Source organism: Sphingosinithalassobacter sp. CS137 (assembly GCF_014334115.1).
Lineage (GTDB): Bacteria > Pseudomonadota > Alphaproteobacteria > Sphingomonadales > Sphingomonadaceae > Sphingomonas.
In genome coordinates this window covers 727,236-751,067 of record NZ_CP060494.1, presented here as the reverse complement: position 1 = coordinate 751,067, position 23,832 = coordinate 727,236, and the positions used below count along the sequence as shown (strand labels likewise).

The window sequence follows — 23,832 nt, the reverse complement described above, 5'->3', positions numbered from 1 at the left end:
GCCGGCGCCGAAGACGCAAAAGGGCCCGGATGCGGCGAGCCGAAGCTCTTCCGCATCCGGGCCCCGTTCCGGCGCTTACCAGAAGATGCCGTATTCCACGTCGACCACGGTGCCGGTTCGGATATCGACCAGCAGCGCATCGTCGAAATAGCGAACCCAGCGATAGGGCCCATAGGCCGGCGGCAGGCGATAGTACCACGGATCATCGATCCAGTAGTTCGGTGCGAACAGCAGCGATCCGATCGTCAGGCCGATCGAGAAGCGATTATAGCCGTAATTGTAACCCCGCGGCGGATAGTAGCGCGGGAGGCGATAGATGTTGCGGTTGCGCGTACGATAATGGCGCCAGTCGTAGCGATGATCGTTGCGCCAGCGACGGTTCCAGTCGCGCCGGTCGTTCAGATCGTTGCGCCAGCGAACGTCGTCGCGCCAGTCGTTGTAGCGGCGTTGCGCCTGGCGCGTCAGCCGCTCGCGCTGGTTCCAGTCGCGGCGAGCGTCCTGTCGGTCCTCGCGACGATCCTGCCGATAGTCGCGACGGTCCTCCCGGCGATCCTGACGAAAGTCGCGTCGATCGCCGCGAGCCTCGCCGCGGTTCTCCTGACGATCCTGTCGGAAGTCGCGCCGCTCCTCGCGGCGTTCCTGACGTGCTTCGCGTTGATCCTGGCGGAAGTCGGGGCGCGCGGCCGGTCGCTGCTGCGGGAGCTCCGCCGCAGCCGGACGCTGGCGCTGCACGGGCGCGTTTTGCTGGCGCTGCTCGCGTGCCGCCTGGCGCCGTTCGCGGGCGGACTCACGAATCTGCTGGCGCTGCTCCCACTGCTGCTGCTGGCGCTCGCGCTGCTGGGCTTGCGCTGCCGGGGGGATCAGGGCGGTCGCGGCGATCAGCGTCGCCAATAGGGGCTTCATCATTGCAAATCTCCGCAGGACCGGCTCGGCGCCGGGCTTCGAGGTAGCATGCTGATAGGCCATGCGAGATGAGCGGTGGCTGAATTGCGCTGAAAGCGCGCGGCAAGCTTCATCGTTGCGCGTCGCCGAACCCCGGCCCTGGCGTGGCTTCGGCGCCGCCTTCGCCGCGTGCGATCCGCGCCGCCTGCAGGATTGCGTCGGTCAGCCGCGGATAGATGCCGCACCGGCACAGGTTTGGGATCGCGTCTGCAATCTCGTCGCGCGAGGGCGAACGGTTCGTCCGCAGCAGCGCGGCGGCGGCCATTACGATGCCGGGAATGCAATAGCCGCATTGCGGCACGCTCGCGGCGATCAGTGCCCGCTGCACCGGGTGGTCGCGGCCCTCGGATAGCCCTTCGATCGTGGTTACGAACGTCCCTTCGGCGGCGGCGATCGAGATCTGGCAGGCGAGGCGGGCCTGCCCGTCGATGTCGACGGTGCAGGCGCCGCATTCGCCGGTGCCGCACCCATATTTGGTGCCGGTGAGATTGGAGGCGTCGCGGAGTGCCCAGAGAAGCGGAGTCTCCGGATCCATCAGATATTCGACTGGGCTGCCGTTGACGGTGAAGCGAGTCATGACGCCGCTATTCCATCATCCGGTTAGTCGCGCCAGCTTGTGTCGATGCGATCGACCAGCCGCACCATCGCGGCGAAGTCGGCAGCGCCTTGCCCGCCGGGAATCTGCACTTTCGAAAGATCGCGCTGATGCACCGACACCACTTCGTCCGGGACGTGCAGCGGCTTGCCCATCGACAAGGTGGCGAGCTGGATCTCGCAGGCGCGCTGGAGCGCCCAATGCTTGATGAAGGCTTCGGGAAGCGTGCGGCCCATCACCAGGATGCCGTGATTGCGCAGGAACATGACGCGCTTGCCGCCGAGATTGGCGATCAACCGCTCGCCCTCTTCCGAGCGCACCGTCACGCCTTCGAAATCATGATAGGCGATCTGCCCCACGAAGTTGCAGGCGTAGAAGTTGGTCGGCTGAAGACCGCCTTCCAGCGCGCTCACCGCCATGCCCGCCGTGGTGTGGGTGTGCATGATGCAATGCGCGTCGGGCAGGTGCTTGTGGAACACGCTGTGCTGGGTGAAGCCCGCAGGGTTCACCGGATAGGGTGAGCCATCCAGCTTGTTGCCGTCGATATCGATCTTAACCAGGTTCGACGCCTTCACTTCGCTGAAGTGCAGGCCATAGGGATTGATCAGATAGGCGTTGTCCTCGCCCGGCACCTTCACCGTGATGTGGTTGTAGATCATCTCGGACCAGCCGAGCATGTCGAACACGCGGTAGCAGGCGGCGAGCTGCTGCCGCGCTTCCCATTCGGCGTCGGACATCTGCGGCTTTTCGGCGATCGCGGTGGCCATTTCCTGCTCCTCTCTTCTGTCTTGGCACACATATCGCACGGGTCGGCGCAGCCGCGCAAACGGCCGGAACGTCGAGCGATCTCATGCGGTTGGTTACCACCCAAGGAGGTTTTTCGATGAGCAGCAAGCATGACAAGACCGAGCCCCGCGAGCGGCATCGCGACGACTTGAAGGACAATCCCGGCATCGGCCAGTCGAAGGGCCTGTTCCGCAGCGGGGAAAGCCCGAACGAGATCGGCGGCGTGAGTACGGTCGAAGGCGATCGCGAAAATGATTCCAGCCTGGGCGGCGGCGCGCGCGCCGACGACCTTGGCCGCACGAACGAATAGGAGAGCAGGTATGAGCAACGGCGATCGAAGGCTTCACCAGGGCAGCTCACGGCATCTGGACGAGCAGCAGCGAAACCCGAGCGAACGCGAGGACGCCTATGCGCCCGAGGCCGATGCGATCGGCCGTGACGCAGGGCCGGAGCCCCGTGGCGCGACCGAGGATATCGAGAATGAAGGCAGCACGCGCGACCGCGACCAGAATAGTGCGCTGGGCGGTGATGTCGCCACGCGCTCCAGCACGGCGCCTACTCCCGAGGACGAGCGCGCCGGCTGATCCTGGCCGTACTCAGCGGAAGGCGTAGGGCACGGTCTCGCGCACGTCGGGATCGATCTCGATGATCGATGCGGCTGGCGGGAAAGCGCGCTGGTCGCAGTCGGTGCGCGGGCAGATGCGGCACGAGGTGCCGATCGGAGTGGCCGCGCCGCCGGTGCGCAGCGCATCGGCATAGACGAAATCGGCTGCGTGGCTTTCCTCGCAGCCGAGCGCAACCGCATAGCGCCGCGGCGGCCGGGAGAAGCTGCCGGAAGGCTTCACCAGCCCCTTCGCCATCGAGACATAGCGCGTCCCATCGGGCATCTCGGCAAGCTGCACGAGCACCCGATCGGGAATCGCGACCGCTTCGTGCACCACCCACAGTGGACAGGCGCCGCCGAAGCGGGCGAATTGCAGGCGCGTCGCCGAATGGCGCTTGGTGATGTTGCCCGCCATGTCGACTCGGCAGAAGAATACCGGCAGCCCGGCGGCGCCGGGGCGTTGCAGCGTCGAAAGGCGGTGGCACGCCTGTTCGAAGCTGACGCCGAACCGCTGGCGCAGCCGATCGATGTCGTGCCGCATTTCCTGCGCGGCCTGGCGAAATGCGCCGTACGGCATCAGCAGCGCGCCGGCGGCATAGTTGGCGAGACCCACCGATAGCAGCTCGCGGCCGGCAGTGCTGGCCAGCGCCGCGTGCTCGGCGACGGCGCGTATCTCGCTCGCGAGTTCGAGCCGCACGAGGAGCGTGGCGAGGCGGAAGCAGCGGCTTTCGGGCGGCAGCCCGGCGTTGAGGCGGAAGCTCCGCGCCTCCGGATCGAAGCGGCTGAGTTCGGCATGGTCAGCGCCTTCGCGTTCCAGCCGCACGCCGTGCGACTGGCGCAGCCGCTGCTCGAGCGCGCGTTCGAGCGGCAGATCGCCCAGCCGCGCGTGCAGCGCTTCGGCCGAACGATCGAGCGCATCGATATAATTGCCCTCGGCCTGAAACCAGTCGCGGACTTCCTCCCAGGGGAGCTGCGATCCTTCCTGCGCGCCGCTTTCGACGCGATCGTCGAGCACGCGCAGCTGCTCTTGTGAACGGCGATAGGCTTCGTGCACGGCGACCAGCCGGCGTGCGAGCTGCGGTTGCTGCTCGAGCGCGCGGCGCACCGCCTCTTCGCTCAGCCGATCGCGTGCCACGCTCACGTCGCTGCCCGCCTCCACCGCCGCGAGCAGCATCGGCAGCGCATCGTCGCTCGCCAGCCGCTCGAACGGGAATTCCCGTGCGAGCGCGAGCTGGACCGCCGCCGTCACCGGGCGATCGTTGTTCTCGATCTGCGATAGATAGCTGACCGAAATGCCCAACCGCCGCGCCAGCGCGGCCTGGCTGAGCCCGGTGCGGCGGCGCAGATCGCGCAAACGGTCTCCGGCGAAGATGCGGCGGCGGGGTTCCATCGGCGCTTCATATCTGCAAACCCTGCGGCTGCAACTTCGCAACATTGCAGTTGCGCGCCGCGCCCGTCCCTGTGAGGGAAGGGCGCAACATCGGGAGAACCCATGCTCGACATACTCGAAGCACTGGAGCAGCGTCGCGAGGCGGCGCGGATGGGCGGTGGCCAGAAGCGCATCGACGCCCAGCATGCGAAGGGAAAGCTCACCGCGCGCGAGCGGCTCGACGTGCTGCTCGACCCCGGCTCGTTCGAGGAGCTCGACATGTATGTCGAGCACAACTGCACCGATTTCGGCATGGAGGATCAGGTGATCCCCGGCGACGGCGTGGTCACCGGATCGGGCACGGTGAACGGCCGGCTGGTGTTCGTCTTCAGCCAGGATTTCACTGTCTTCGGCGGCTCGCTGTCGGAACGGCACGCGCAGAAGATCTGCAAGATCATGGATATGGCGCTGAAGGTCGGCGCACCGGTAATCGGCCTCAATGACAGCGGCGGCGCGCGCATCCAGGAGGGTGTCGCGAGCCTGGGCGGCTATGCCGAGGTGTTTCAGCGCAACGTGCTCGCATCGGGCGTGGTCCCGCAGCTGAGCCTCATCATGGGGCCGTGCGCGGGCGGCGCGGTGTACTCGCCGGCGATGACCGACTTCATCTTCATGGTGAAGGATTCGAGCTACATGTTCGTCACCGGGCCCGACGTGGTGAAGACGGTGACCAACGAAGTCGTGACGCAGGAGGAGCTGGGCGGCGCGATCACGCACACGACCAAGTCCTCGGTCGCCGACGTCGCGTTCGAGAATGATATCGAGGCCCTGCTCGCCGCGCGCGACTTCATCGATTTCCTGCCCGCGTCGAACCGCGAGGAAGTGCCCGAGCGGCCGTGCGACGATCCGTGGGATCGGCTCGAGCCGAGCCTCGACACGCTGATCCCGCCGAGCGCCAACCAACCCTATGACATGCACGAGCTGATCCGGAAGACGGTCGACGACGGCGACTTCTTCGAGCTGCAGCCGGCGCATGCGGGCAACATCCTGATCGGCTTCGGGCGGATCGAGGGACGCACGGTGGGCATCGTCGCGAACCAGCCGATGGTGCTGGCGGGCGTGCTCGACATCAATTCGTCGAAGAAGGCGGCGCGGTTCGTTCGCTTCTGCGACGCATTCGACATCCCGATCGTGACGTTCGTCGACGTGCCGGGCTTTTTGCCGGGCGTGGGGCAGGAGCATAACGGCATCATCAAGCACGGCGCGAAGCTGCTCTTCGCCTATGCCGAGGCAACGGTGCCCAAGATCACGGTGATCACGCGCAAGGCCTATGGCGGCGCGTATGACGTGATGGCGAGCAAGCACCTGCGCGGCGACTTGAACTATGCGTGGCCGACCGCCGAGATCGCTGTGATGGGAGCGAAGGGCGCGGTGGAGATCATCTTCCGCGGCCGCACGCCCGAGGAGATCGCCGAGAAGACCGCGGAATATGAGGCGCGCTTCGCCAACCCGTTCGTGGCGGCGAGCAAGGGCTTCATCGACGAAGTCATCATGCCGCATTCCACGCGGCGGCGGATCGCGCTGGGCTTGCGGAAGCTACGCGGGAAGCAGCTCGAGAACCCGTGGAAGAAGCATGACAATATTCCGCTTTAAACAGGAGCGGCAGCATGGATAGAGAGCCATTCGACAAGCAGGGGCGAGTCAATCGCTCTTTTGATGCGAAATATTCCTACCTCACCGGGTTGGACGTCGAAGCGGGCCTCTTCGATGAGAAGGACGTGGTATACTATTGGGACTGGATGGCGGGGTCCGCTGGACGCAAGGAAATAAATTTCCTGTGCGCTGAATGGGAAGACTTCATTTCGCAATGTAACCCATCGGCATTCGTCCGCAGTTGGGGAGCTGACTGCGCTGGTTGGCCCGGCGAAAGCGGCTTCAATTCCGCAGGACTTTTTGGACAGTTTCTTGCAGACTCTAGATTTTCTATCACTGACAGGTTTGAAGTCCTGTGCGAGATGGCCCGAGTGAAAGAAAATACATGGGCGCGAGAGATGATTGAAGGACTGGTCCGCAATCATCGGATTACCGATTGCGACACGGGTGATGCGCTAGAAGTCAGCTTTCTGACGCAGCACGAAATCACCGAAATCAAGGATAAGGTCTTAGAATATCTGTCTGAGAAAGACGGAAACGCATGAAACTCGGTCCCCTGAACCACGTTGGCGTCGCAACGCCCTCGATTGGGGCGGCAGTAGCCCGCTATCGCGACATCATGGGCGCCACCCGCATCGGCGAACCCTTCGACCTGCCCGCACAAGGCGTGCGCGTGTGCTTCGTCGACACGCCGAACAGCCAGATCGAGCTGCTCGAGCCGCTGGGCGAGAATTCGCCGATCGCGAAGTTTCTCGAGAAGAACCCGGCAGGCGGGCAGCATCATGTCTGTTTCGAAGTGCCCGACATCTACGCCGCCAAGGCCGAGATGGAGGCGAAGGGCGTGAAGGTGCTGGGCGAGCCGCGGATCGGCGCGCATGGCACGCCGGTGATCTTCCTGCACCCCAAGGACATGGGCGGGGTGCTGACCGAATTGATGGAGACGCCGAAGGGCGGGCACTAGACGCTCCGTTCGACCTGAGGAGCCGCTTTGCCAGGCTCAGCCCCTCCTCAGTACGAACGGTTCCGGTGTAGCGCGGGCGGGAGAGGGACGACTGAAATGACCGACTATGAAATGATCCTCACCGAACGGCGCGGCGACGTGCTCGGCATCACGCTCAACCGGCCCGAGCGGCTGAACGCCGCGCCGCCGCAGATGTTCGACGAAATCCGCGATGCGCTCGATGCGCTCGGCGATGCCCGCGCGGTGCTGTTGCTCGGTGCTGGACGCGGCTTCTGCTCCGGCGCCGACGTCAGCGCGAGCGCGGCGCGCGACGGCGAGCCCGGCGATGCGACGTACAAAGCGCTTTCCGACCATTATCACCCGACGATCCAGGCGATCGCCGATCTTCCGGTGCCGGTGGTGAGCGCGGTACAGGGCGCCGCAGCCGGGATCGGGTGCAGCCTGGCGCTGGCGGCGGATTTCTGTATCGCGGGCGAAAGCGCCTATTTCCTGCAGGCGTTCGTCAACATCGGGCTGGTGGCGGACGGCGGCGCGAGCTGGATGCTGCCTCGGCTGATCGGCCGTGGCCGCGCGATGGAGATGCTGCTGCTGGGCGAGCGGATCAAGGCGGAGCGGGCGCTCGAATGGGGGCTCGCCTATCGCCTGGTCCCCAACGACGTGCTCGAGAACGAGGCGTGGATGTTCGCCGACCGGCTGGCGCGCGGTCCCACCGTCGCGATGGGACTGATGCGCCAGCAGGTCGCCTATGGCATGAGCCACAGCCTCGCCGAGACGATGGAGCGCGAGGCCGAGAACCAGCGCGCCGCGCGGCGGACCGCGGACGCGACCGAGGGCGGGGCCGCCTTCCTTCAGAAGCGCGATGCGGAATTCAAGGGTGCGTGATTCCCGCTGAGCGGCGTGGATGCACCCGGACGTGCGAAAGAGTAGAGATTGCGAATGGCTGACAAACCCACGCTCGACGACTGGAAGGCGCTTGCCGCCAAGGAAGTGAAGGGGCGCGACCTGGGGTGGGAGACGCCCGAGGGCATCGCGGTGAAGCCGCTCTACACCGCGCAGGATGCCGCCGATCCTGGCCTGCCGGGCTTCGCCCCCTATACGCGCGGCGTGAAGGCCAGCATGTATGCGGGGCGCCCCTGGACGATCCGCCAATATGCCGGTTTCTCCACTGCCGAGGAATCGAACGCCTTCTATCGCCGCAATCTCGCCGCGGGGCAGAAGGGGCTTTCGGTCGCGTTCGATCTGGCGACGCATCGCGGATACGACAGCGATCACCCGCGCGTGACGGGCGACGTCGGCAAGGCTGGCGTGGCGATCGACACGCTCGAGGACATGAAGATCCTGTTCGACGGCATTCCGCTCGATACCATGTCGGTCAGCATGACGATGAACGGCGCGGTGCTGCCGTGCCTGGCCTTCTATATCGTCGCGGCGGAAGAGCAGGGCGTATCGCAGGACCAGCTCTCGGGGACGATCCAGAACGACATCCTCAAGGAGTTCATGGTCCGCAATACCTATATCTATCCGCCCGAGCCCTCGATGCGGATCGTGGCGGACATCATCGCCTACACCTCCGAAAACATGCCACGATTCAATTCGATCTCGATCAGCGGCTATCACATGCACGAGGCCGGGGCGACGGCTGTGCAGGAGCTGGCGTTCACGCTGGCGGACGGCATGGCCTATGTCCGCGCGGCGCTCGATCGCGGGCTGGATATTGACGCTTTTGCAGGGCGTTTGAGCTTCTTCTTCGGCATCGGCATGAACTTCTTCATGGAAGTCGCCAAGCTGCGCGCCGCGCGCACGCTGTGGAGCCGGATCATCGCCGATTTCGGCGGCAATGCGCGCAGCCAGATGCTGCGCACGCACTGCCAGACGAGCGGCGTCTCGCTGACCGAGCAGGACCCCTACAACAACGTCATCCGCACCACGATCGAGGCGATGGCGGCGACGTTCGGGGGCACGCAGAGCCTGCACACCAATGCGCTGGACGAAGCGGTCGCGCTGCCCACCGATTTCTCCGCCCGGATCGCGCGCAACACGCAGCTGATCCTCCAGGAAGAAACGGGGATGACGAACGTCGTCGATCCGCTGGGCGGCAGCTATTATGTCGAGGCGCTGACCAAGGAGCTCGCGGACAAGGCCTGGGCGCTGATCGAGGAAGTCGAAGCCGCCGGCGGGATGACCGACGCGGTCGCGAAGGGGATCCCCAAGGAGCATATCGAGCGCGCCGCGGCGGCGCGGCAGGCGCGGATCGACCGGGGCGAGGACGTGATCGTCGGCGTGAACAAATATCGCCCGGCGCAGGCCGACGAGATCGACATCCTCGACATCGACAATGCCAAGGTGCGCGCCGACCAGATTCGCCGGATCGAGCGCGTCCGCGCCGAGCGTGACGAGAAGGCGGCGCAGGCCGCGCTGGGCGCACTGCGGCAGGGGGCGGCGGGCGACGCCAATCTCCTCGGCCTGTGCGTCGAGGCGGCGCGCGCGCGCTGCACGCTCGGCGAAATGTCGGCGGCGATGGAGGCGGTGTTCGATCGGCATGGGGTGAGCGTCACCCCGATCCGCGGCGTCTATGGCCCGGCCCATGCCGAGGATGCGGGCTGGGCGCGCGCCGAGGAAGGCGTGGCCGCGCTCGAACGGCGACTTGGCCGCCGCCCGCGCATCCTGGTCGCCAAGATGGGGCAGGACGGGCATGATCGCGGCGCGAACGTGGTCGCATCGGCGTTCGCCGATCTGGGCTTCGATGTCGTCTCGGGGCCGCTGTTCCAGACGCCCGAGGAAGCCGCGCGGCTCGCGATCGAGCGCGAGGTCGACGTGGTCGGCGCATCGAGCCTGGCGGCAGGGCACAAGACGCTGGTCCCCGAGCTGATCCGGCGGCTGCGGGAGGCGGGGCGGCCCGACATCAAGGTGGTCGCCGGGGGCGTGATCCCGTCGCAGGAGTACGAGTTCCTGCGCGAGGCGGGGGTGCAGGCGATCTTCGGGCCCGGCACGAATCTGGTGACCGCCGCGGCCGAGGTGCTCAAGCTGCTGGGCCACAACATGCCACCTGCCGAGGAGGCCGCCGAATGAGCGACGAGGAAACCGTCACCCCAGCGAAGCTGGTCGATCCGGGTCCTGACACGGACATCCTGCTGTATGACTATTCCAAGTTCCTGCTGACGACGACGCTGCTCGCCTTCGGTGGCGTGCTGACGCTGTCGGGCAGTGACAAGGCGGAGGCGATCAAGCCGGCGACCCTCGTCGTGGTGCTGGTATCGCTGGCGATCAGCGGCTTTTCCTCGATTTCGGCGATCGCCGAAGTCATTACCGCGCGCCGCAAGGAAACGCCGCTGCCCCGGCGTGCCTGGTGGATGCACACCGCTGCGGTGGCGGGGCTCGGCGCCGGCGTCGGCGCCTTTTCGTTTATCTGGTTGGGAGTATTGTTTTGACGCCGCGTACCGACTGGACCCGCGAGGAAATCGCCGCACTGTTCGACCTGCCGTTCACCGAGCTGCTGTTCCGCGCGTCCGAGGTGCATCGTGCGCATCACGCGGCGGACGAGGTTCAGCTGTGTACGCTGCTGTCGATCAAGACGGGCGGCTGTCCGGAGGATTGCGGCTATTGCTCGCAGAGCGTGCATGCCGACAGCGGCGTGAAGGCGACCAAGCTCATGGACCCGCGCGAAGTGCTCCAGCGCGCGGCGCAGGCGAAGGACAATGGCTCGCAGCGCTTCTGCATGGGCGCGGCGTGGCGCAATCCCAAGGACCGCGACATGCCCGCGATCGTCGAGATCGTCAGCGGCGTGCGCGCGATGGGAATGGAAACCTGCATGACGCTCGGCATGCTGACGCCCAAGCAGGCGGCGATGCTGAAGGATGCGGGGCTCGACTATTACAACCACAATATCGACACCGCGCCCGAGAATTACGCGAACGTCATCTCGACGCGCAGCTTCGAGGAGCGCGTCGAAACGCTGGACAATGTCCGCAACGCCGGCATCAACGTCTGCTCGGGCGGGATCGTCGGCATGGGCGAGCAGCGCGGCGACCGCGTCGGTTTCCTCCATGCGCTGGCGACGCTGGAGCGGCATCCCGAAAGCGTGCCGATCAACGCGCTGGTGCCGGTGAAGGGCACCGTACTGGGCGACATGCTGGCCGACACGCCGCTCGCGAAGATCGACGACATCGAATTCGTGCGGACGGTGGCGGTGGCGCGCATCACCATGCCGATGAGCATGGTGCGCCTTTCCGCTGGCCGCGAGAGCATGAGCGAGGCGACGCAGGCTTTGTGCTTCCTGGCGGGCGCGAACAGCATCTTCACCGGCGACAAGCTGCTCACCGCAGCGAACGCGGGCGATGACGCCGATAGCGCGATGCTGGCGAAGCTGGGGTTGAAGCCGATGACCGGCGAAGAGCCGATGCGGGCGTGCCGGATGGAAGCCGCTGCGGAATGAGGATGCGCGGGCTTTTCGTTCTGGCGGCAGCGGTGGCGGCGACGCCCGCCGCTGCGCAGGATGCGACGGCTGGCCAGCAAATCGGCTTCGGGACCAGCTATCGGCTCACCTCGACGGCGATGGATGCCGAGCGGACGGTGAACGTCTGGGCGCCGCCCGGATGCGATGCCGAAAGCGCCTGCCCGGCGCTGTACGTTATCGACGGCGGGCTGGCGCAGGACTGGTATCATATCGCCGGCCTCTCGCATCTCGGCGGCCTCTCCGGCATGTACCCGGCGATGGTCGTCGTCGGGATCGAGACCGGAGACCGGGTGAACGAGCTTGCGCCTACGGCCAGCGATCCGGAGATACTGGCGGAGTATCCGACCGCAGGCCAAGCCGAGCGGTTCCGCCGCCACCTCGCCGACGAAGTGATCCCTTTCGTCGAGGCGCGCTACAGTCTGACCGGCGAGCGCGCGGTGATCGGGGAGTCGCTCGCGGGACTCTTCATCGTCGACACCTTTCTGACGCAGCCGGATCTGTTCGACAGCTATCTCGCGATCAGCCCCAGCCTGTGGTGGGATCGCGTGGCGGTCGGCCGCACCGCAGGGGCCGCGCTCGACGCGCAGGACGGCGCCGAGCGGCGGCTTTACCTCACCGTCGCCGACAAAGGCGGGCTGCACCAGCTCGGCATGGACCTGCTGGTCGCCGCGCTTCGGCAGCGGGCACCGGAGGGATTGCGCTGGACCTATGTGCCGCGGCCCGATGAAGCGCATTCGACCATCTACCATGGCGCGGCACTCGACGCGCTGCGATGGGCCTATGCCGACCCGACCGAAGGAGAAGCGGAATGACGGCCTGGCTATTGCTGACGCTCGCTGTGGCCCTGCAGGATGCGCCGTCGCGCGACTGTTCCGATCCGCAGACCCAGAGCGCGATGACCGCCTGCGCCGGCGCGGAGTTCGAGCAGGCCGACGTCGCGCTGAACGCGCAATGGAACGAGACGCTCGCCGCGATGCGCGCGCGCGATGCGGACGGACATGGGACTTCGGCCGGCGACGGGCCGGGCTATGCCGATGCGCTGATCGCGGCGCAGCGGGCGTGGCTCCGCTTCCGCGACACGCACTGCCGGACCGAAGGCTATGTCGCGCGCGCAGGATCGATGCAGCCGATGCTGGTCGCCAGTTGCAAGGCGACGCTGACGCGCACGCGCACCCGGCAGCTGCGCGAACTGCTCCACTCGATGACGATGTGAAGGCGAATTGATGTTCAAGAAAATCCTGGTCGCCAATCGCGGCGAAATCGCGTGCCGCGTCATGCGGACCGCAAAGCGCATGGGGATCGCCACCGTCGCGGTCTATTCGGATGCCGATGCGCGCGCTCCGCACGTCCAGATGGCCGATGAGGCAGTGCGGCTCGGCCCGCCGCCCGCGAGCGAGAGCTATCTGCTCGCCGACAAGATTCTTGAGGCCGCGAAGGCGACCGGCGCCGATGCGATCCACCCCGGCTATGGCTTCCTGTCGGAGCGCGAGAGCTTCGCCAAGGCATGCGCTGATGCCGGCGTGGCGTTCATCGGCCCGCCGCCGAACGCCATCGCGGCGATGGGCGACAAGATCGAATCGAAGAAGCTCGCCAAGGAAGCGGGGGTGAACGTCGTCCCGGGTTTCCTGGGCGAGATCGCCGATACCGACGCGGCGGTGAAGATCGCGGGGGACATCGGCTATCCGGTGATGATGAAGGCCTCGGCGGGCGGCGGCGGCAAGGGGATGCGGCTCGCCTGGTCCGAACAGGATGTCCGCGACGGGTTCGAGGCGACCAAGCGCGAAGGGCTGGCGAGCTTCGGCGACGATCGCGTCTTCATCGAGAAGTTCATCGAGAGCCCCCGGCATATCGAGATCCAGGTGCTCGGCGACCAGCACGGCAACATTGTCTATCTGGGCGAGCGCGAATGCTCGATACAGCGCCGCCACCAGAAGGTCGTCGAGGAAGCGCCGTCGCCCTTCGTCACGCCTGACATGCGCAAGGCGATGGGCGAGCAGGCGGTCGCGCTCGCCCGCGCCGTCGGCTACTACAGCGCCGGCACGGTCGAGCTGATCGTCTCGGGCGCCGATACGACGGGCGAGAGCTTCTACTTCCTCGAGATGAACACGCGGCTCCAGGTGGAGCATCCGGTGACCGAAGCCGTGACCGGGCTCGATCTCGTCGAGCAGATGATCCGTGTCGCGGCGGGCGAGAAGCTGGCGTTCGGGCAGGAAGACGTGCGGCTGAATGGCTGGGCGATCGAGAACCGCGTCTATGCCGAGGATCCGTATCGCGGCTTCCTGCCGTCGACCGGTCGGCTGGTCCGCTATCTGCCGCCTGCGTCCCGCGAGACTGACTATAGCCACCCGTTCGTCCCGAGCGAAGCCGAGGCACGTGCCGCGGACGGTGCGGATAGTGTCTCGACTTCGAACGCGCCGGGAAGCCGCGGTGGCGGATATACCCGCGTCGATGATGGCGTGGTCGAAGGTTCGGAAATCTCGATGTTCTACGATCCGATGATCGCCAAGCTCGTCACCTGGGCGCCGACGCGCGACGAAGCGGCCGAACGGCAGGTCGCTGCGCTCGACCGGTTCCGCATCGAGGGCATCGGCCACAATGTCGATTTCCTGTCGGCGATCATGCAGCACCCGCGCTTTCGCGAGGGGGCGCTGACCACCGGCTTCATCGCCGAAGAGTATCCCGAGGGATTCCAGGGCGCGCCGACGGACGCGACGCTGCGGCGCAAGCTTGCCGCGCTGGCGACGGTAATCGATCTGGCGCGGGCCGAACGCGACGCCAGGATCTCGGGCCAGCTGACCGATCATCCACCTCTGTCGCCCGATCGTGTCGTGACCGTCGATGGCGATCGTTTCGAGCTCTCGATCGACGGCTATGACGGCGGCCTTCTGGTCAACTATGACGAGGATGAGCCGCCGCTCGATGTTGTGGGACACTGGCGCCCGGGCGAGCCGCTGTTCGCGGCGAGAGTCGACGACGAACCGATCACGGTCGGAGTCGCCCGGACCCGCAGTGGCTGGCGGCTGACCGCGCATGGCGCCTCCCATAGCGTCGAGGTGCTGCCGCCGCATGTCGCGCGCTACCGGCGACACATGATCGAGAAGGTGCCGCCGGACATGAGCAAGTTCCTGCTCTGTCCGATGCCGGGGTTGCTGACGACGCTGCACGTCGGCCCGGGCGACACGGTGGAAGCGGGGCAGCCGCTCGCAGTCGTAGAGGCGATGAAGATGGAGAACATCCTGCGCGCCGAGCGGGCCGGAACCGTAAAGGCGGCGAATTTCGCGCCCGGCGACAGCCTGGCCGTCGATGCGGCGATCCTCGAGTTCGAGTGATCGCCCGCCGTTCCATGCCGCCTGTGTAACGATCCTCTCCGGTACAATACGCAGGCGGAGTTTGCGCTGGATCAACTCTGCGCAACGACCGTGGGCGTAGCCCGGCCTCCTGAACAACAGGAGGCACAACATGCGTTCCGCTCTACTTCTCGCAGCATTGGCCGGCAGTGCCATTGCGGTCCCCGCGCAGGCGCAGACCGCCCGTGAAGGGGGCGACTGGCTCGTCCGACTCCGCGGCATTCTCGTCTCGCCGACCGAAGACTCCGGGCCCGTCACGCCCGGCTTCCCCGGCAGCGAGGTCGGCGTCAGCGACAGCTTCATGCCCGAAGTCGATTTCACCTATATGGCGACTCCGAACCTGGGTTTCGAATTGATCCTCGCCACCACCAATCATGAGGTGACGGGTCGGGGGTCGCTCGAGCCGGTGGGCGAGCTCGCCGATACCTGGGTGCTGCCGCCGACGCTGACGATGCAATACCACTTCCTGCCCGAGGGACGTGTGCATCCCTATCTCGGCGCGGGCGTGAACTACACGATCTTCTATTCCCCCAATGCCAGCGACGCGCTCGAAGGCGCGATCGGTGCCACCTCGATCGAGATGGACGACAGCTTCGGCTATGCGCTTCAGGCCGGGATCGACTTCGATATTTCCGACACCGTGTTCGTGAATGCGGACGTGAAATATATCGACATCGACACCACCGCGACGTTGCGCACCGGCGCCGCCGTGAACACGGTGGACGTGAGCATCGATCCGGTCGTCGCCGCGATCGGCCTCGGTATCCGCTTCTGATCGAACGGGGAGGGCGCCTGCCGGCGCTCTCCCTCCGTTCCTCCGTGCGACAGCTGGAGATTGGCGCTAGCAGCCGGACCGGGAATTGCCCCGGCCGGCCATTTTTGTGCCTGAGCGCGATCGCCGAGCGGAGCTGCGGTGTAAAACCGCCTGCCGGTCGACGCCGGGAGCCCGCCGTGGGCGAGTCAGCGGCCCGGCTTGCCACCCCTCCGTTCGCAGACCATCGCATGGCAGGCGACCGCACAGGGCCCCTCGCGTCGCGGGTGCGGCTTGCCGGGGTTCAGCGGGATCTCGATGCTGCCGATGCCGCCGCAGATCGCGACCGAGAACGAGTCGGCCGGTTGCGCTGGGGCGGGCGGCGCCGCGAGCGCGAGCGGTGGCAGCAGGAGCAACAGCCGCCGGTTCATCGCGGAGGTTCCTCGCCCTCGTCCTCGTCGATCAGGATGCGCATTCCCGCGCCGTCGAGATCGTCATACTGCCCCGAATTCAGCGACCAGAGAAAGGCGACCAGGCCGCCGAGGCCGAGCAGCAGCGCGGCGGGGATGAGGAAGGCGAGGCCGTTCATCGCGCCGATCCCCGCAGGCGCAGCGAATTGGCGACGACGATCAGTGACGACCCGGACATCGCCAGCGCGGCGATAAGCGGAGTCACCTGCCCGGCGATCGCCAGCGGCACGGCGAACACGTTGTAGGCGATCGCCAGCGCGAAATTCTGCCGGACGACCCGCAGCGTTCGGCGCGCGGCGCGCACGGCGACCGGCACGGGCTCGAGACCGTCTCCGAGGAAGACGAGATCGGCCGCGGTCTGGCCGACGTCGCTCGCCGAGGCGGGGGCCATCGATACGTGTCCGGCGGCGAGCGCGGGGCCGTCGTTAAGGCCATCGCCGACCATCAGCACGTGTTGGCCCTCGCTGCGGAGCGCTTCGATCCGTTCGAGCTTGGCGTCCGGCGTCAGCTGCGCCGCAGCGGGAATCCCGAGTTCCCGGGCGACCGAATTGACCGCTTCGGCGCGATCACCCGACAGGATAGCGGAATCGATCCCGATCCCCCGCAGCTCGGCCAGCGCCTGCGCGGCGCCGGGGCGAAGCGCGTCGGCGAAGCGCAACAGGCGCGGCGGCGCATCGCCCAGGCGGAAAGCAGTGGCGAGGCTCGCCTCGGGCGCGGCGACGCCGACCCAGTCCGGAGCCCCGAGCCGGACGCGCCGTCCGTCGCCGAGCACTGCCTCGATGCCGCGCCCGGGCAGCTCGTGCAGCTCCAAAACATCGGCGGCACGCACGCCGTCGGCTTCGAGCGCCTGCGCAAGCGCACGGGCGAGGGGGTGGCGGCTCGCGCGAGCGAGTGCGAGCGCGACCGGTGCCTCCGCGGAATCGAGCGCCAGCGGCCGCTGCGCAGCGGGACGACCGAGCGTGAGCGTCCCGGTCTTGTCGAAGCGCGCCGTATTGGCCTCGGCGAGCCGCTCGATCGCCGAACCGTCCTTCACCAGGATGCCGCGCCGCATCAGCGCGCCGGCGGCGACAACCTGCGCCGCGGGGACCGCCAGACCGAGCGCGCAAGGGCAGGTGATGATGAGCACGGCGACTGCGATCAGCAGCGCGTCGTGCCAGCCGGCGCCTGCCAGCATCCAGCCCAGGAACGAAAGCGCCGCCAGCGCATGGACGGCAGGCGCATAGAAGCGCGCGGCCCGATCGGCGATGCGAACGTAGCGCGATCGGCTCTGCCCCGCCGCATCCATCATCCGGGCGATTTCGGCGATCGTGGTGAGTTCGCCCGCGGCAGTGACGCGCACCGTGATCGGCGCGTCGAGATTGAGCGTGCCTGCAACCGCGCGGGCGCCGGGCGCCACCGGCTCGGGGCGGCTCTCGCCGGTGATGAGCGAGAGGTCGAGGCTGCTGCTGCCGCTTTCGACCACGCCGTCCCCCGCGAGCCGTTCGCCCGCCGCGACGATCAGCCGCATGCCCGGCTCGATCGCGTCGGCCTTCAGCCAGGCAGTGCCGCCGTCGGGCAGGATCACCGTGCCGCCGGGTGCGGTCTGGCGCAGCAGCGTTTCGACGCCGGTGCGCGCGCGATCGCGCATCACGCTGTCGAGGAAACGCCCGCACAGCAGGAAGAACAGCAGCATGATCGCGCTGTCGAAATAGGCGTGCGCGCCGCCGGTGGCGGTCTCGAACAGGCTGAGCGCAGTGGCCAGCACCACGCCGATCGAGATCGGCACGTCCATATTGGTGCGCCCGCGCTTGAGCGCGGCCCATGCCGAGCGGAAAAAGGGCTGCCCCGCATAGGCGATGGCGGGCATGGCGATCAGCGCGGAGAGCCAGTGGAACAGCTCGCGCGTCTCACCCTCGGCCCCCGACCAGACCGAGACCGACAGCAGCATAACGTTCATCGCCGCGAAGCCGGCGACGGCGAGCGCCCGCACGAGGCCGCGCGTCTCGCCGAGCTGTGCCGGCGCCGCGGCGCCGATCGGCTCGGCGTCGAAGCCGATGCGCGCGAGCGCCTCGCGCAGCGCGCCCGCGTCGATGCTGCCGTCGTGATTGACGAGCACGCGCTTGCTGGTGACGTTCACGCGCGCCGAGCGGACGCCGGGCAGCGGCGTCAGCTCGCGCTCGATCTTCGCAATGCAGCTCGCGCAGCGGATGCCAGGAACGCTGAAGGCGCTATAGGCTTCGGCAGTGGTCACGCCGTCACTTCCTCGACGAAGGCGGCGCGATCGGGCCCGCGCTCGACGCCGAGACGCAGGCGCCAGCGCCCTACGGGCAGGCGGGTGTTGGCGACGTAGCGCCCCGGCTCGGCCTCGTGGAAGGTGAGCTGCACTTCGGGAAGTCGGCCCAGCGGATGCGTGGCCGTCGCGCGCATCGTCGCGCCCGCGAGAGGTCCCGCGGCATCGGCCATGACGACGAGCCGCCGGTCGATCACCTGCACCCGGGTCGACCAGCCGAGCCGTTCCTGCGCGCGCGCATCGGCCAGCCAGCCGTTGAACTTCTGGCTGGCGACATAGCTGTTCTTCACCACCACGCCGCCGAACGTCCGCGTCGCGAACGTCGCCATCGTGACGTTGACCGCGATGATGACGCCGAAGAAGCCGATCATCGCCGCCAGCATGTGCCAGCCCGTAAAGCGTCGCAGCATCAGTTTTCTCCCGGCCGGTCGAAGCGGACGCTGTCGATGTCCTCTGCCGGCATTCCGTCGAGGCTGGTCAGGCGGAAGCGGAATTCGGCGGGCGCTTCGCCTTGGCGCGGCGCGCGAACGTAGATGCGCCGCCGTTCGACCTGATCGGGCCCCACTTCGATTTCGAGCGCTGCCGCGGCGCTGTCGTCGCTGCCCAGCGAATCCCACATCACCGCGCCGGGCAGCCCTTCGATCGAGACCCGGACCGGGCGGGGCCGCGTCTCCATGTTGCGGATCTTGACCGTATAGGCGTTGCGCACCTCGCCGCCCGAGAGCTGGACGTAGAGCGGATTGCGCTCCTGCCCCACCGAAAGGTCGAGCCGAGTGCGCTGGCCGAGCATGAACAACATGCCGAGGCCCACTGCCGCCCAAAGGCCGAAATAGAGGAAGGTGCGCGAACGGAAGATCGTGCGGCGGACCGGAACCGGCGCGGCGCCCTTGCGCTCCGCGTCGCAATCCTCGAGCGTCGCATAGTCGATCAGCCCGCGCGGACGATCGACCTTCGACATCATCTCGTCGCAGGCATCGATGCACAGCGCGCAGGTGATGCAGCCGATCTGCGGCCCCTCGCGGATGTCGATTCCGGTCGGGCACACCGCGACACAGGCGTTGCAGTCGATGCAGTCGCCGACCGGATCGTCGCTCTGGCGCTTGGTCCCGCGGCTGCGCGGTTCGCCGCGCCAGTCCTTGTAGGTGACGATCAGCGAACGCTCGTCAAGCATCGCCGACTGGATGCGCGGCCAGGGGCACATGTAGATGCACACCTGCTCGCGCATCCACCCGCCCAGCCAATAGGTGGTGAAGGTGAGCACGCCGATCGTCAGATAGGCGACGGTCGCGGCGTCGCCGGCAACGAGGTCACGTGCGAGCGTCGGCGCGTCGGCGAAGTAGAAGACCCAGGCGCCGCCCGTGAGGACCGCGACGATCAGGAAGGCGGCGTGCTTGGTGACTCGCTTGAAGATCTTCTTCGGCCCGAGCGGCGCCTTCTTGAGACGCAGCTGGGCGTTGCGGTCGCCGTCGATGAACCGCTCGATATGGAGATAGAGGTCGGTCCAGACCGTCTGGGGGCAGGCATAGCCGCACCAGGCGCGGCCGACAGTGGAGGTCAGCAGGAACAGCCCGACACCCGCCATCACCAGCAGGCCCGCGACATAATAGAATTCGTGCGGCCAGATCTCGATCGAGAAGAAGTAGAAGCGCCGGTTGGCGAGATCGACCAGCACCGCCTGATCCGGCGCATAGGGCCCGCGGTCCCAGCGCAGCCACGGCGTGATGTAGTAGATCGCGAGCGTCACGCCCATGATCGCCCACTTCAGCCGCCGGTAGAAGCCGTCGACCGCACGCGGAAAGATGTCGGCACGGCGGGCGTAGAGCCCGCCGCCCTTCTGTGCCTTGCCGGTGCGGTCGGAATGCGTCGACATTATTCGGCTTCCGTTTCCCCGGCGACGGGCGCGTCGGGAGAGGTGACCGGATCGCCCACATTGGCGGACTGCTCGCCGCCGCCCAGCGAGTGGACATAGGCCGCGAGCATCTTGATCGTGACCGGATCGAGGCGGCCGTCCCACGCCGGCATCATGCCGCGGCGCGAGTTGGTGACCGTCTCGTTCAGCGTGGCCCGGTCGCCGCCGTAGAGCCAGATCGGATCGGTGAGGTTGGGCGCCCCGAACGCGCGCGAGCCGGTGCCGTTCGCGCCATGGCAGGCGGCGCAGTTGTTCGCGAAAATCGTTGCGCCGCGCTGGGCCGACTGGCTCGGCTGCTCCTGATGCGAGATCACGCGGACATAGGAGACGACGTCCTCGATCTCTTCCGAGCTCAGCATCCCGTCGCGGCCGAACGCCGGCATCAGCGACATGCGCGTATCCTCGTCACCCGGCTGACGGATGCCGTGCGCGATCGTGTAGTGGATCGCGCTGAGATCGCCGCCCCATAGCCACTCGTCGTCGTTGAGGTTGGGATAGCCCTTGCTGCCCGCCGCCCCCGAACCGTGGCACTGGACGCAGTTCACGCGGAAGGCGGCGGCGCCACCGGCGATCGCGGCGCGCATCAGCGGCGATTCCGGATCGAGCCGCTCGATCGGAATGCGCGCGAGCTCCTCGGTCACCGAGGCGCGCTCGGCCTCGGCAGCCGCTACGTCCTTTTCGAGCTGGCCGCGGCTCGACCAGTTGAGCACGCCCGCGGTCGCGCGGTCGAGCAGCGGAATGGCCGGATAGGCGATGCAATAGCCGATCGCGAAGATGATGGTGGCATAGAAGGTCCACAGCCACCAGCGGGGCAGCGGCGTGTTGAGCTCCTGGATGCCGTCCCACTCGTGGCCCTTGAACTCGGTGCCGGTGGCGGCGTCGATCTGCTTGTCTTCGTGGTCGGTGCTCATTGACCGGGTTCCTCGTCGCGGAGCGGGATGGTGCGGGCCTCTTCCATGTGCGCGCGGGCGGAGGGCCGCAGCGCGCGCCAGACGGCGAAGAGGAACACGCCGAACAGGAACAGCAGTCCCCAGCTGTCGGCGAAGTGGCGCAGCGTGTCGTAGGTGCTCATTGGGTCACCACCTCCTGCGCCTCGACGGCATCGGTATCGACCAGCGTGCCGAGCATCTGGAGATAGGCGACGACGGCATCCATCTCGGTCACCTGATCGGGGTTGCCGTCGAAATCGCGGACCTGCGCCTTGGGATAGCGCTGCAGGAAATCCTCGGCGTCGGCGTCGTTCGTCGCCTGAAGGATCAGGTCGGCTTCGGCCTGGGCGATGTCTTCGTCGCTATAGGGAACGCCGACGGCGCGCAGCGCACGCAGATTGGCGTCGATCCCTTCGACTCGCAGCCGGCGCTCGCCGAGGAAGGCATAGCCGGGCATGATCGATTCGGGCACCACCGAGCGCGGATCGATCAGATGCTGGACGTGCCATTCGTCCGAATAGCGGCCGCCGACGCGCGCGAGATCCGGCCCGGTGCGCTTCGATCCCCATTGGAACGGGTGATCGTACATGCTTTCCGCAGCCAGGCTGTAATGGCCGTAGCGCTCCACTTCGTCGCGGAACGGACGGATCATCTGACTGTGGCAGTTGTAGCAGCCTTCGCGGATGTAGATGTCGCGACCCGCCTGTTCGAGCGGAGTGTAGGGGCGTATCCCCTCCACCTTCGCGACGGTCGAGCGGATCCAGAAGAGCGGGGCGATTTCGACGATCCCGCCGATCGCCACGGTGATGAGGGCGAGCACGAGCAGCAGCGTGACGTTGCGCTCGATGCGGCCGTGGTCGAGGAGCTTTGCCATTGATCTATCGTCCTTATTCGGCGGCCAGCATCTTGGGCTTGGTGGCGGGCGGCGCCCCGGCGGGAAGCGGCTTGTCCGCGGCCGGATCATAGTGCGCGTCGGTGAGCGGCTTTTCGTCGCGGAGCTTGCCGCGCACGGTCATCCAGACGTTGTAGACCATGAACAGGGCGCCCAGCAGGTAGAGCCCGCCGCCCGCGGCGCGGATCAGATAATAGGGCTGCATCGCGACGACGACTTCGGCGAAGCTGTAGACCAGATAGCCGTCGGGCCCGTATTCGCGCCACATCAGCCCCTGCATGATGCCGGCCACCCACATCGAGGAGGCGTAGAGCACGATGCCCAGCGTCGCCGCCCAGAAGTGCCAGTTGACCATGCGCAGCGAGTAGAGCCGTTCGCGGTTCCACAGGCGCGGGACCATGAAATAGACCGCGGCGAAGGTGATCATTCCGTTCCAGCCGAGTGCGCCCGAATGGACATGGCCGATCGTCCAGTCGGTGTAGTGGCTGAGCGAGTTGACGCTCTTGATCGACATCAGCGGGCCTTCGAAGGTCGCCATGCCGTAGAAGGCGAGCGCGAGCACCATCATGCGGATGATCGGATCGGTGCGGATCTTGTCCCACGCGCCCTGGAGCGTCATCAGGCCGTTGATCATGCCGCCCCAGCTCGGCATCCACAGCATGACCGAGAAGACCATGCCCAGCGTCTGCGCCCAGTCGGGCAGCGCGGTATAGTGAAGGTGGTGCGGACCCGCCCAGATGTAGAGGAAGATCAGCGACCAGAAGTGGATGATCGACAGCCGGTAGCTGTAGATCGGACGCTCGGCCTGCTTGGGCACGAAATAGTACATCATGCCCAGGAAGCCGGCGGTCAGGAAGAAGCCGACGGCGTTGTGGCCGTACCACCATTGGGTCAGCGCATCCTGCACGCCCGAGAAGGCGGAATAGCTCTTCGTGCCGAGGAAGCTGACCGGGACCGCCAGATTGTTGACGACGTGAAGCATCGCCACGGTGACGATGAACCCGAGATAGAACCAGTTGGCGACGTAGATGTGCGGCTCGTGGCGCTTCAGGATCGTCGCGACGAAGACGGCGAGATAGGCGACCCAGACGATCGTGAGCCACAGATCGACATACCATTCGGGCTCGGCATATTCGCGCGCGGCGGTGACGCCCATGACGTAGCCGGTGGCGGCGAGCACGATGAAGAGCTGATATCCCCAGAAGACGAAGCGGGCGAGGCCGGGGAGCGCCAGCCGCGCGCGACACGTCCGCTGGACCACGTAGAAGCTCGTCGCGATCAGCGCATTGCCGCCGAAAGCGAAGATCACCGCCGAGGTGTGGAGCGGGCGCAGGCGGCCGAAGCTGGTGTATTCGATGCCGAGGTTGAGCGCCGGAAAGGCGAGCTGGAGCGCGATGTAGAGCCCGACCAGAAAGCCGACAACGCCCCAGAAGACCGTCGCGATCGTGCCCCATCGCACGACTTCGTCGTCATATTCGCGAGCGACGCGCTTGGGCGGCGCGTCCTTGCCGGCGTGCGTCATCGCCGCATAGGCGGCGATCAGGCCTGCGCCCGCGAAGATCGCCATGTGCACGGCGAATGCAGGATCCGCTGTGGCGGCGGCGGCAAGCAACGCCAGGATCGCGAGGAATAACCAGGCAAAACCCCTGGTGACGACATCGTCCATGTTCGGCCCCTATCTTCGCCCTTTGTGGGCTGCGCTCTTCGGGGCGGGATGGCCGCAGCGATTTGATCGCGATCAAATTCGCCGATGCTCGGCTTCCGGCCCGTGGCGTTCCTGTATGAAGAGCACCCGGTCCTCAGAAATACGTAGAGGTACGAGCAGGCAGGGCGGCGCAGTAGAAATGGGCCGCGGGTGGGAACCCTTTGCCGCCGATGCGTTGACGGGGGGAGCGAAGGAGCAGC

26 protein-coding genes are annotated in these 23,832 nt (G+C 66.8%); 13 read left to right on the top strand and 13 right to left on the bottom strand.

What is annotated here, in order from left to right; all coding sequences use genetic code 11:
• Positions 1–75: 75 nt before the first annotated feature.
• The 3 genes from H7V21_RS03480 to H7V21_RS03470 form a co-directional block, all read right to left on the bottom strand.
• The gene (locus H7V21_RS03480) at positions 76–906 is read right to left on the bottom strand and encodes an RcnB family protein (RefSeq protein WP_262503989.1); all 831 of its coding nucleotides are present in this window, start codon (positions 904–906) and stop codon (positions 76–78) included.
• A 106-nt stretch (positions 907–1,012) separates the two neighbouring features.
• Positions 1,013–1,519 carry a (2Fe-2S)-binding protein gene (locus tag H7V21_RS03475; RefSeq protein ID WP_188055299.1) on the bottom strand — a complete coding sequence of 169 codons (507 nt, stop codon included), beginning with the start codon at positions 1,517–1,519 and terminating at the stop codon, positions 1,013–1,015.
• A 23-nt stretch (positions 1,520–1,542) separates the two neighbouring features.
• Positions 1,543–2,304 carry a class II aldolase/adducin family protein gene (locus H7V21_RS03470; RefSeq protein WP_188055297.1) on the bottom strand — a complete coding sequence of 254 codons (762 nt, stop codon included), beginning with the start codon at positions 2,302–2,304 and terminating at the stop codon, positions 1,543–1,545.
• A 116-nt stretch (positions 2,305–2,420) separates the two neighbouring features.
• Here H7V21_RS03470 and H7V21_RS03465 point away from each other — a divergent pair, with 116 nt between their 5' ends.
• Positions 2,421–2,633 carry a hypothetical protein gene (locus tag H7V21_RS03465; protein WP_188055294.1) on the top strand — a complete coding sequence of 71 codons (213 nt, stop codon included), beginning with the start codon at positions 2,421–2,423 and terminating at the stop codon, positions 2,631–2,633.
• 10 nt (positions 2,634–2,643) lie between these two features.
• Positions 2,644–2,907 carry a hypothetical protein gene (locus tag H7V21_RS03460; RefSeq protein ID WP_188055292.1) on the top strand — a complete coding sequence of 88 codons (264 nt, stop codon included), beginning with the start codon at positions 2,644–2,646 and terminating at the stop codon, positions 2,905–2,907.
• Positions 2,908–2,919: 12 nt separating this feature from the next.
• Here H7V21_RS03460 and H7V21_RS03455 read toward each other — a convergent pair whose 3' ends face one another.
• Positions 2,920–4,317, bottom strand: a complete 1,398-nt coding sequence (locus H7V21_RS03455) for a short-chain fatty acyl-CoA regulator family protein (protein WP_188055289.1) — start codon at positions 4,315–4,317, stop codon at positions 2,920–2,922.
• A 102-nt stretch (positions 4,318–4,419) separates the two neighbouring features.
• Here H7V21_RS03455 and H7V21_RS03450 point away from each other — a divergent pair, with 102 nt between their 5' ends.
• The 11 genes from H7V21_RS03450 (at position 4,420) to H7V21_RS03400 (ending at position 15,482) form a co-directional block, all read left to right on the top strand.
• Positions 4,420–5,946, top strand: coding sequence for an acyl-CoA carboxylase subunit beta (locus tag H7V21_RS03450; RefSeq protein ID WP_188055286.1), 1,527 nt, complete (start codon positions 4,420–4,422; stop codon positions 5,944–5,946).
• A 14-nt stretch (positions 5,947–5,960) separates the two neighbouring features.
• Positions 5,961–6,491: a hypothetical protein gene (locus H7V21_RS03445; RefSeq protein WP_188055283.1), complete on the top strand. Its 531-nt coding sequence runs from the start codon at positions 5,961–5,963 to the stop codon at positions 6,489–6,491.
• Complete coding sequence (gene mce, locus H7V21_RS03440; protein ID WP_188055280.1) at positions 6,488–6,907, top strand: methylmalonyl-CoA epimerase; 420 nt, start codon at positions 6,488–6,490, stop codon at positions 6,905–6,907. Before H7V21_RS03445 ends, mce begins: the two co-directional genes overlap by 4 nt.
• Before the next feature lie 96 nt (positions 6,908–7,003).
• A complete protein-coding gene (locus H7V21_RS03435; protein ID WP_188055278.1) occupies positions 7,004–7,789 on the top strand; it encodes an enoyl-CoA hydratase-related protein in 786 nt (261 codons plus the stop codon).
• 54 nt (positions 7,790–7,843) lie between these two features.
• Complete coding sequence (scpA, locus tag H7V21_RS03430) at positions 7,844–9,976, top strand: methylmalonyl-CoA mutase (protein ID WP_188055276.1); 2,133 nt, start codon at positions 7,844–7,846, stop codon at positions 9,974–9,976.
• A complete protein-coding gene (locus tag H7V21_RS03425) occupies positions 9,973–10,335 on the top strand; it encodes a hypothetical protein (RefSeq protein WP_188055274.1) in 363 nt (120 codons plus the stop codon). Before scpA ends, H7V21_RS03425 begins: the two co-directional genes overlap by 4 nt.
• Positions 10,332–11,339 carry a biotin synthase BioB gene (gene bioB, locus H7V21_RS03420; protein WP_188055272.1) on the top strand — a complete coding sequence of 336 codons (1,008 nt, stop codon included), beginning with the start codon at positions 10,332–10,334 and terminating at the stop codon, positions 11,337–11,339. Before H7V21_RS03425 ends, bioB begins: the two co-directional genes overlap by 4 nt.
• Positions 11,340–11,341: 2 nt before the next feature.
• Entirely contained in the window at positions 11,342–12,172 is an 831-nt protein-coding gene (locus H7V21_RS03415; RefSeq protein ID WP_188055270.1) for an alpha/beta hydrolase, read from the top strand.
• Entirely contained in the window at positions 12,169–12,573 is a 405-nt protein-coding gene (locus tag H7V21_RS03410) for a lysozyme inhibitor LprI family protein (RefSeq protein WP_188055268.1), read from the top strand. The genes H7V21_RS03415 and H7V21_RS03410 overlap by 4 nt, the downstream gene beginning before the upstream one ends.
• A 10-nt stretch (positions 12,574–12,583) precedes the next feature.
• Positions 12,584–14,689, top strand: a complete 2,106-nt coding sequence (locus tag H7V21_RS03405; protein ID WP_188055266.1) for an acetyl/propionyl/methylcrotonyl-CoA carboxylase subunit alpha — start codon at positions 12,584–12,586, stop codon at positions 14,687–14,689.
• Between the two features lie 130 nt (positions 14,690–14,819).
• Positions 14,820–15,482, top strand: coding sequence for an OmpW/AlkL family protein (locus H7V21_RS03400; protein WP_188055264.1), 663 nt, complete (start codon positions 14,820–14,822; stop codon positions 15,480–15,482).
• 185 nt (positions 15,483–15,667) lie between these two features.
• On the opposite strand, the gene H7V21_RS03395 is transcribed toward H7V21_RS03400, so the two are convergent.
• The 9 genes from H7V21_RS03395 to ccoN are packed head-to-tail and all read right to left on the bottom strand — an operon-like array spanning position 15,668 to position 23,593.
• Positions 15,668–15,889, bottom strand: coding sequence for a hypothetical protein (locus tag H7V21_RS03395; RefSeq protein ID WP_188055262.1), 222 nt, complete (start codon positions 15,887–15,889; stop codon positions 15,668–15,670).
• A complete protein-coding gene (ccoS, locus tag H7V21_RS03390) occupies positions 15,886–16,047 on the bottom strand; it encodes a cbb3-type cytochrome oxidase assembly protein CcoS (RefSeq protein WP_188055260.1) in 162 nt (53 codons plus the stop codon). The genes H7V21_RS03395 and ccoS overlap by 4 nt, the downstream gene beginning before the upstream one ends.
• The gene (locus H7V21_RS03385; RefSeq protein WP_188055258.1) at positions 16,044–18,158 is read right to left on the bottom strand and encodes a heavy metal translocating P-type ATPase; all 2,115 of its coding nucleotides are present in this window, start codon (positions 18,156–18,158) and stop codon (positions 16,044–16,046) included. The genes ccoS and H7V21_RS03385 overlap by 4 nt, the downstream gene beginning before the upstream one ends.
• Complete coding sequence (locus H7V21_RS03380) at positions 18,155–18,607, bottom strand: FixH family protein (RefSeq protein WP_188055256.1); 453 nt, start codon at positions 18,605–18,607, stop codon at positions 18,155–18,157. The genes H7V21_RS03385 and H7V21_RS03380 overlap by 4 nt, the downstream gene beginning before the upstream one ends.
• The gene (ccoG, locus tag H7V21_RS03375) at positions 18,607–20,067 is read right to left on the bottom strand and encodes a cytochrome c oxidase accessory protein CcoG (protein ID WP_188055254.1); all 1,461 of its coding nucleotides are present in this window, start codon (positions 20,065–20,067) and stop codon (positions 18,607–18,609) included. Before ccoG ends, H7V21_RS03380 begins: the two co-directional genes overlap by 1 nt.
• Positions 20,067–21,017 (bottom strand): cytochrome-c oxidase, cbb3-type subunit III, encoded by a 951-nt coding sequence (gene ccoP / locus H7V21_RS03370; protein ID WP_188055252.1) that lies wholly within the window; start codon positions 21,015–21,017, stop codon positions 20,067–20,069. The genes ccoG and ccoP overlap by 1 nt, the downstream gene beginning before the upstream one ends.
• Positions 21,014–21,178 carry a cbb3-type cytochrome c oxidase subunit 3 gene (locus H7V21_RS03365; RefSeq protein WP_188055250.1) on the bottom strand — a complete coding sequence of 55 codons (165 nt, stop codon included), beginning with the start codon at positions 21,176–21,178 and terminating at the stop codon, positions 21,014–21,016. The genes ccoP and H7V21_RS03365 overlap by 4 nt, the downstream gene beginning before the upstream one ends.
• Positions 21,175–21,909, bottom strand: coding sequence for a cytochrome-c oxidase, cbb3-type subunit II (ccoO, locus tag H7V21_RS03360; protein ID WP_188055248.1), 735 nt, complete (start codon positions 21,907–21,909; stop codon positions 21,175–21,177). The genes H7V21_RS03365 and ccoO overlap by 4 nt, the downstream gene beginning before the upstream one ends.
• 13 nt (positions 21,910–21,922) lie before the next feature.
• Entirely contained in the window at positions 21,923–23,593 is a 1,671-nt protein-coding gene (ccoN, locus tag H7V21_RS03355) for a cytochrome-c oxidase, cbb3-type subunit I (protein ID WP_188055246.1), read from the bottom strand.
• Positions 23,594–23,832: the final 239 nt, after the last annotated feature.

Coding starts and splice junctions, on each gene's coding strand:
- H7V21_RS03480 (WP_262503989.1), bottom strand. CDS start 906: ATGATGAAGCCCCTATTGGCGACGCTGATCGCCGCGACCGCCCTGATC.
- H7V21_RS03475 (WP_188055299.1), bottom strand. CDS start 1,519: ATGACTCGCTTCACCGTCAACGGCAGCCCAGTCGAATATCTGATGGAT.
- H7V21_RS03470 (WP_188055297.1), bottom strand. CDS start 2,304: ATGGCCACCGCGATCGCCGAAAAGCCGCAGATGTCCGACGCCGAATGG.
- H7V21_RS03465 (WP_188055294.1), top strand. CDS start 2,421: ATGAGCAGCAAGCATGACAAGACCGAGCCCCGCGAGCGGCATCGCGAC.
- H7V21_RS03460 (WP_188055292.1), top strand. CDS start 2,644: ATGAGCAACGGCGATCGAAGGCTTCACCAGGGCAGCTCACGGCATCTG.
- H7V21_RS03455 (WP_188055289.1), bottom strand. CDS start 4,317: ATGGAACCCCGCCGCCGCATCTTCGCCGGAGACCGTTTGCGCGATCTG.
- H7V21_RS03450 (WP_188055286.1), top strand. CDS start 4,420: ATGCTCGACATACTCGAAGCACTGGAGCAGCGTCGCGAGGCGGCGCGG.
- H7V21_RS03445 (WP_188055283.1), top strand. CDS start 5,961: ATGGATAGAGAGCCATTCGACAAGCAGGGGCGAGTCAATCGCTCTTTT.
- mce (WP_188055280.1), top strand. CDS start 6,488: ATGAAACTCGGTCCCCTGAACCACGTTGGCGTCGCAACGCCCTCGATT.
- H7V21_RS03435 (WP_188055278.1), top strand. CDS start 7,004: ATGACCGACTATGAAATGATCCTCACCGAACGGCGCGGCGACGTGCTC.
- scpA (WP_188055276.1), top strand. CDS start 7,844: ATGGCTGACAAACCCACGCTCGACGACTGGAAGGCGCTTGCCGCCAAG.
- H7V21_RS03425 (WP_188055274.1), top strand. CDS start 9,973: ATGAGCGACGAGGAAACCGTCACCCCAGCGAAGCTGGTCGATCCGGGT.
- H7V21_RS03415 (WP_188055270.1), top strand. CDS start 11,342: ATGCGCGGGCTTTTCGTTCTGGCGGCAGCGGTGGCGGCGACGCCCGCC.
- H7V21_RS03410 (WP_188055268.1), top strand. CDS start 12,169: ATGACGGCCTGGCTATTGCTGACGCTCGCTGTGGCCCTGCAGGATGCG.
- H7V21_RS03405 (WP_188055266.1), top strand. CDS start 12,584: ATGTTCAAGAAAATCCTGGTCGCCAATCGCGGCGAAATCGCGTGCCGC.
- H7V21_RS03400 (WP_188055264.1), top strand. CDS start 14,820: ATGCGTTCCGCTCTACTTCTCGCAGCATTGGCCGGCAGTGCCATTGCG.
- H7V21_RS03395 (WP_188055262.1), bottom strand. CDS start 15,889: ATGAACCGGCGGCTGTTGCTCCTGCTGCCACCGCTCGCGCTCGCGGCG.
- ccoS (WP_188055260.1), bottom strand. CDS start 16,047: ATGAACGGCCTCGCCTTCCTCATCCCCGCCGCGCTGCTGCTCGGCCTC.
- H7V21_RS03380 (WP_188055256.1), bottom strand. CDS start 18,607: ATGCTGCGACGCTTTACGGGCTGGCACATGCTGGCGGCGATGATCGGC.
- ccoG (WP_188055254.1), bottom strand. CDS start 20,067: ATGTCGACGCATTCCGACCGCACCGGCAAGGCACAGAAGGGCGGCGGG.
- ccoP (WP_188055252.1), bottom strand. CDS start 21,017: ATGAGCACCGACCACGAAGACAAGCAGATCGACGCCGCCACCGGCACC.
- H7V21_RS03365 (WP_188055250.1), bottom strand. CDS start 21,178: ATGAGCACCTACGACACGCTGCGCCACTTCGCCGACAGCTGGGGACTG.
- ccoO (WP_188055248.1), bottom strand. CDS start 21,909: ATGGCAAAGCTCCTCGACCACGGCCGCATCGAGCGCAACGTCACGCTG.
- ccoN (WP_188055246.1), bottom strand. CDS start 23,593: ATGGACGATGTCGTCACCAGGGGTTTTGCCTGGTTATTCCTCGCGATC.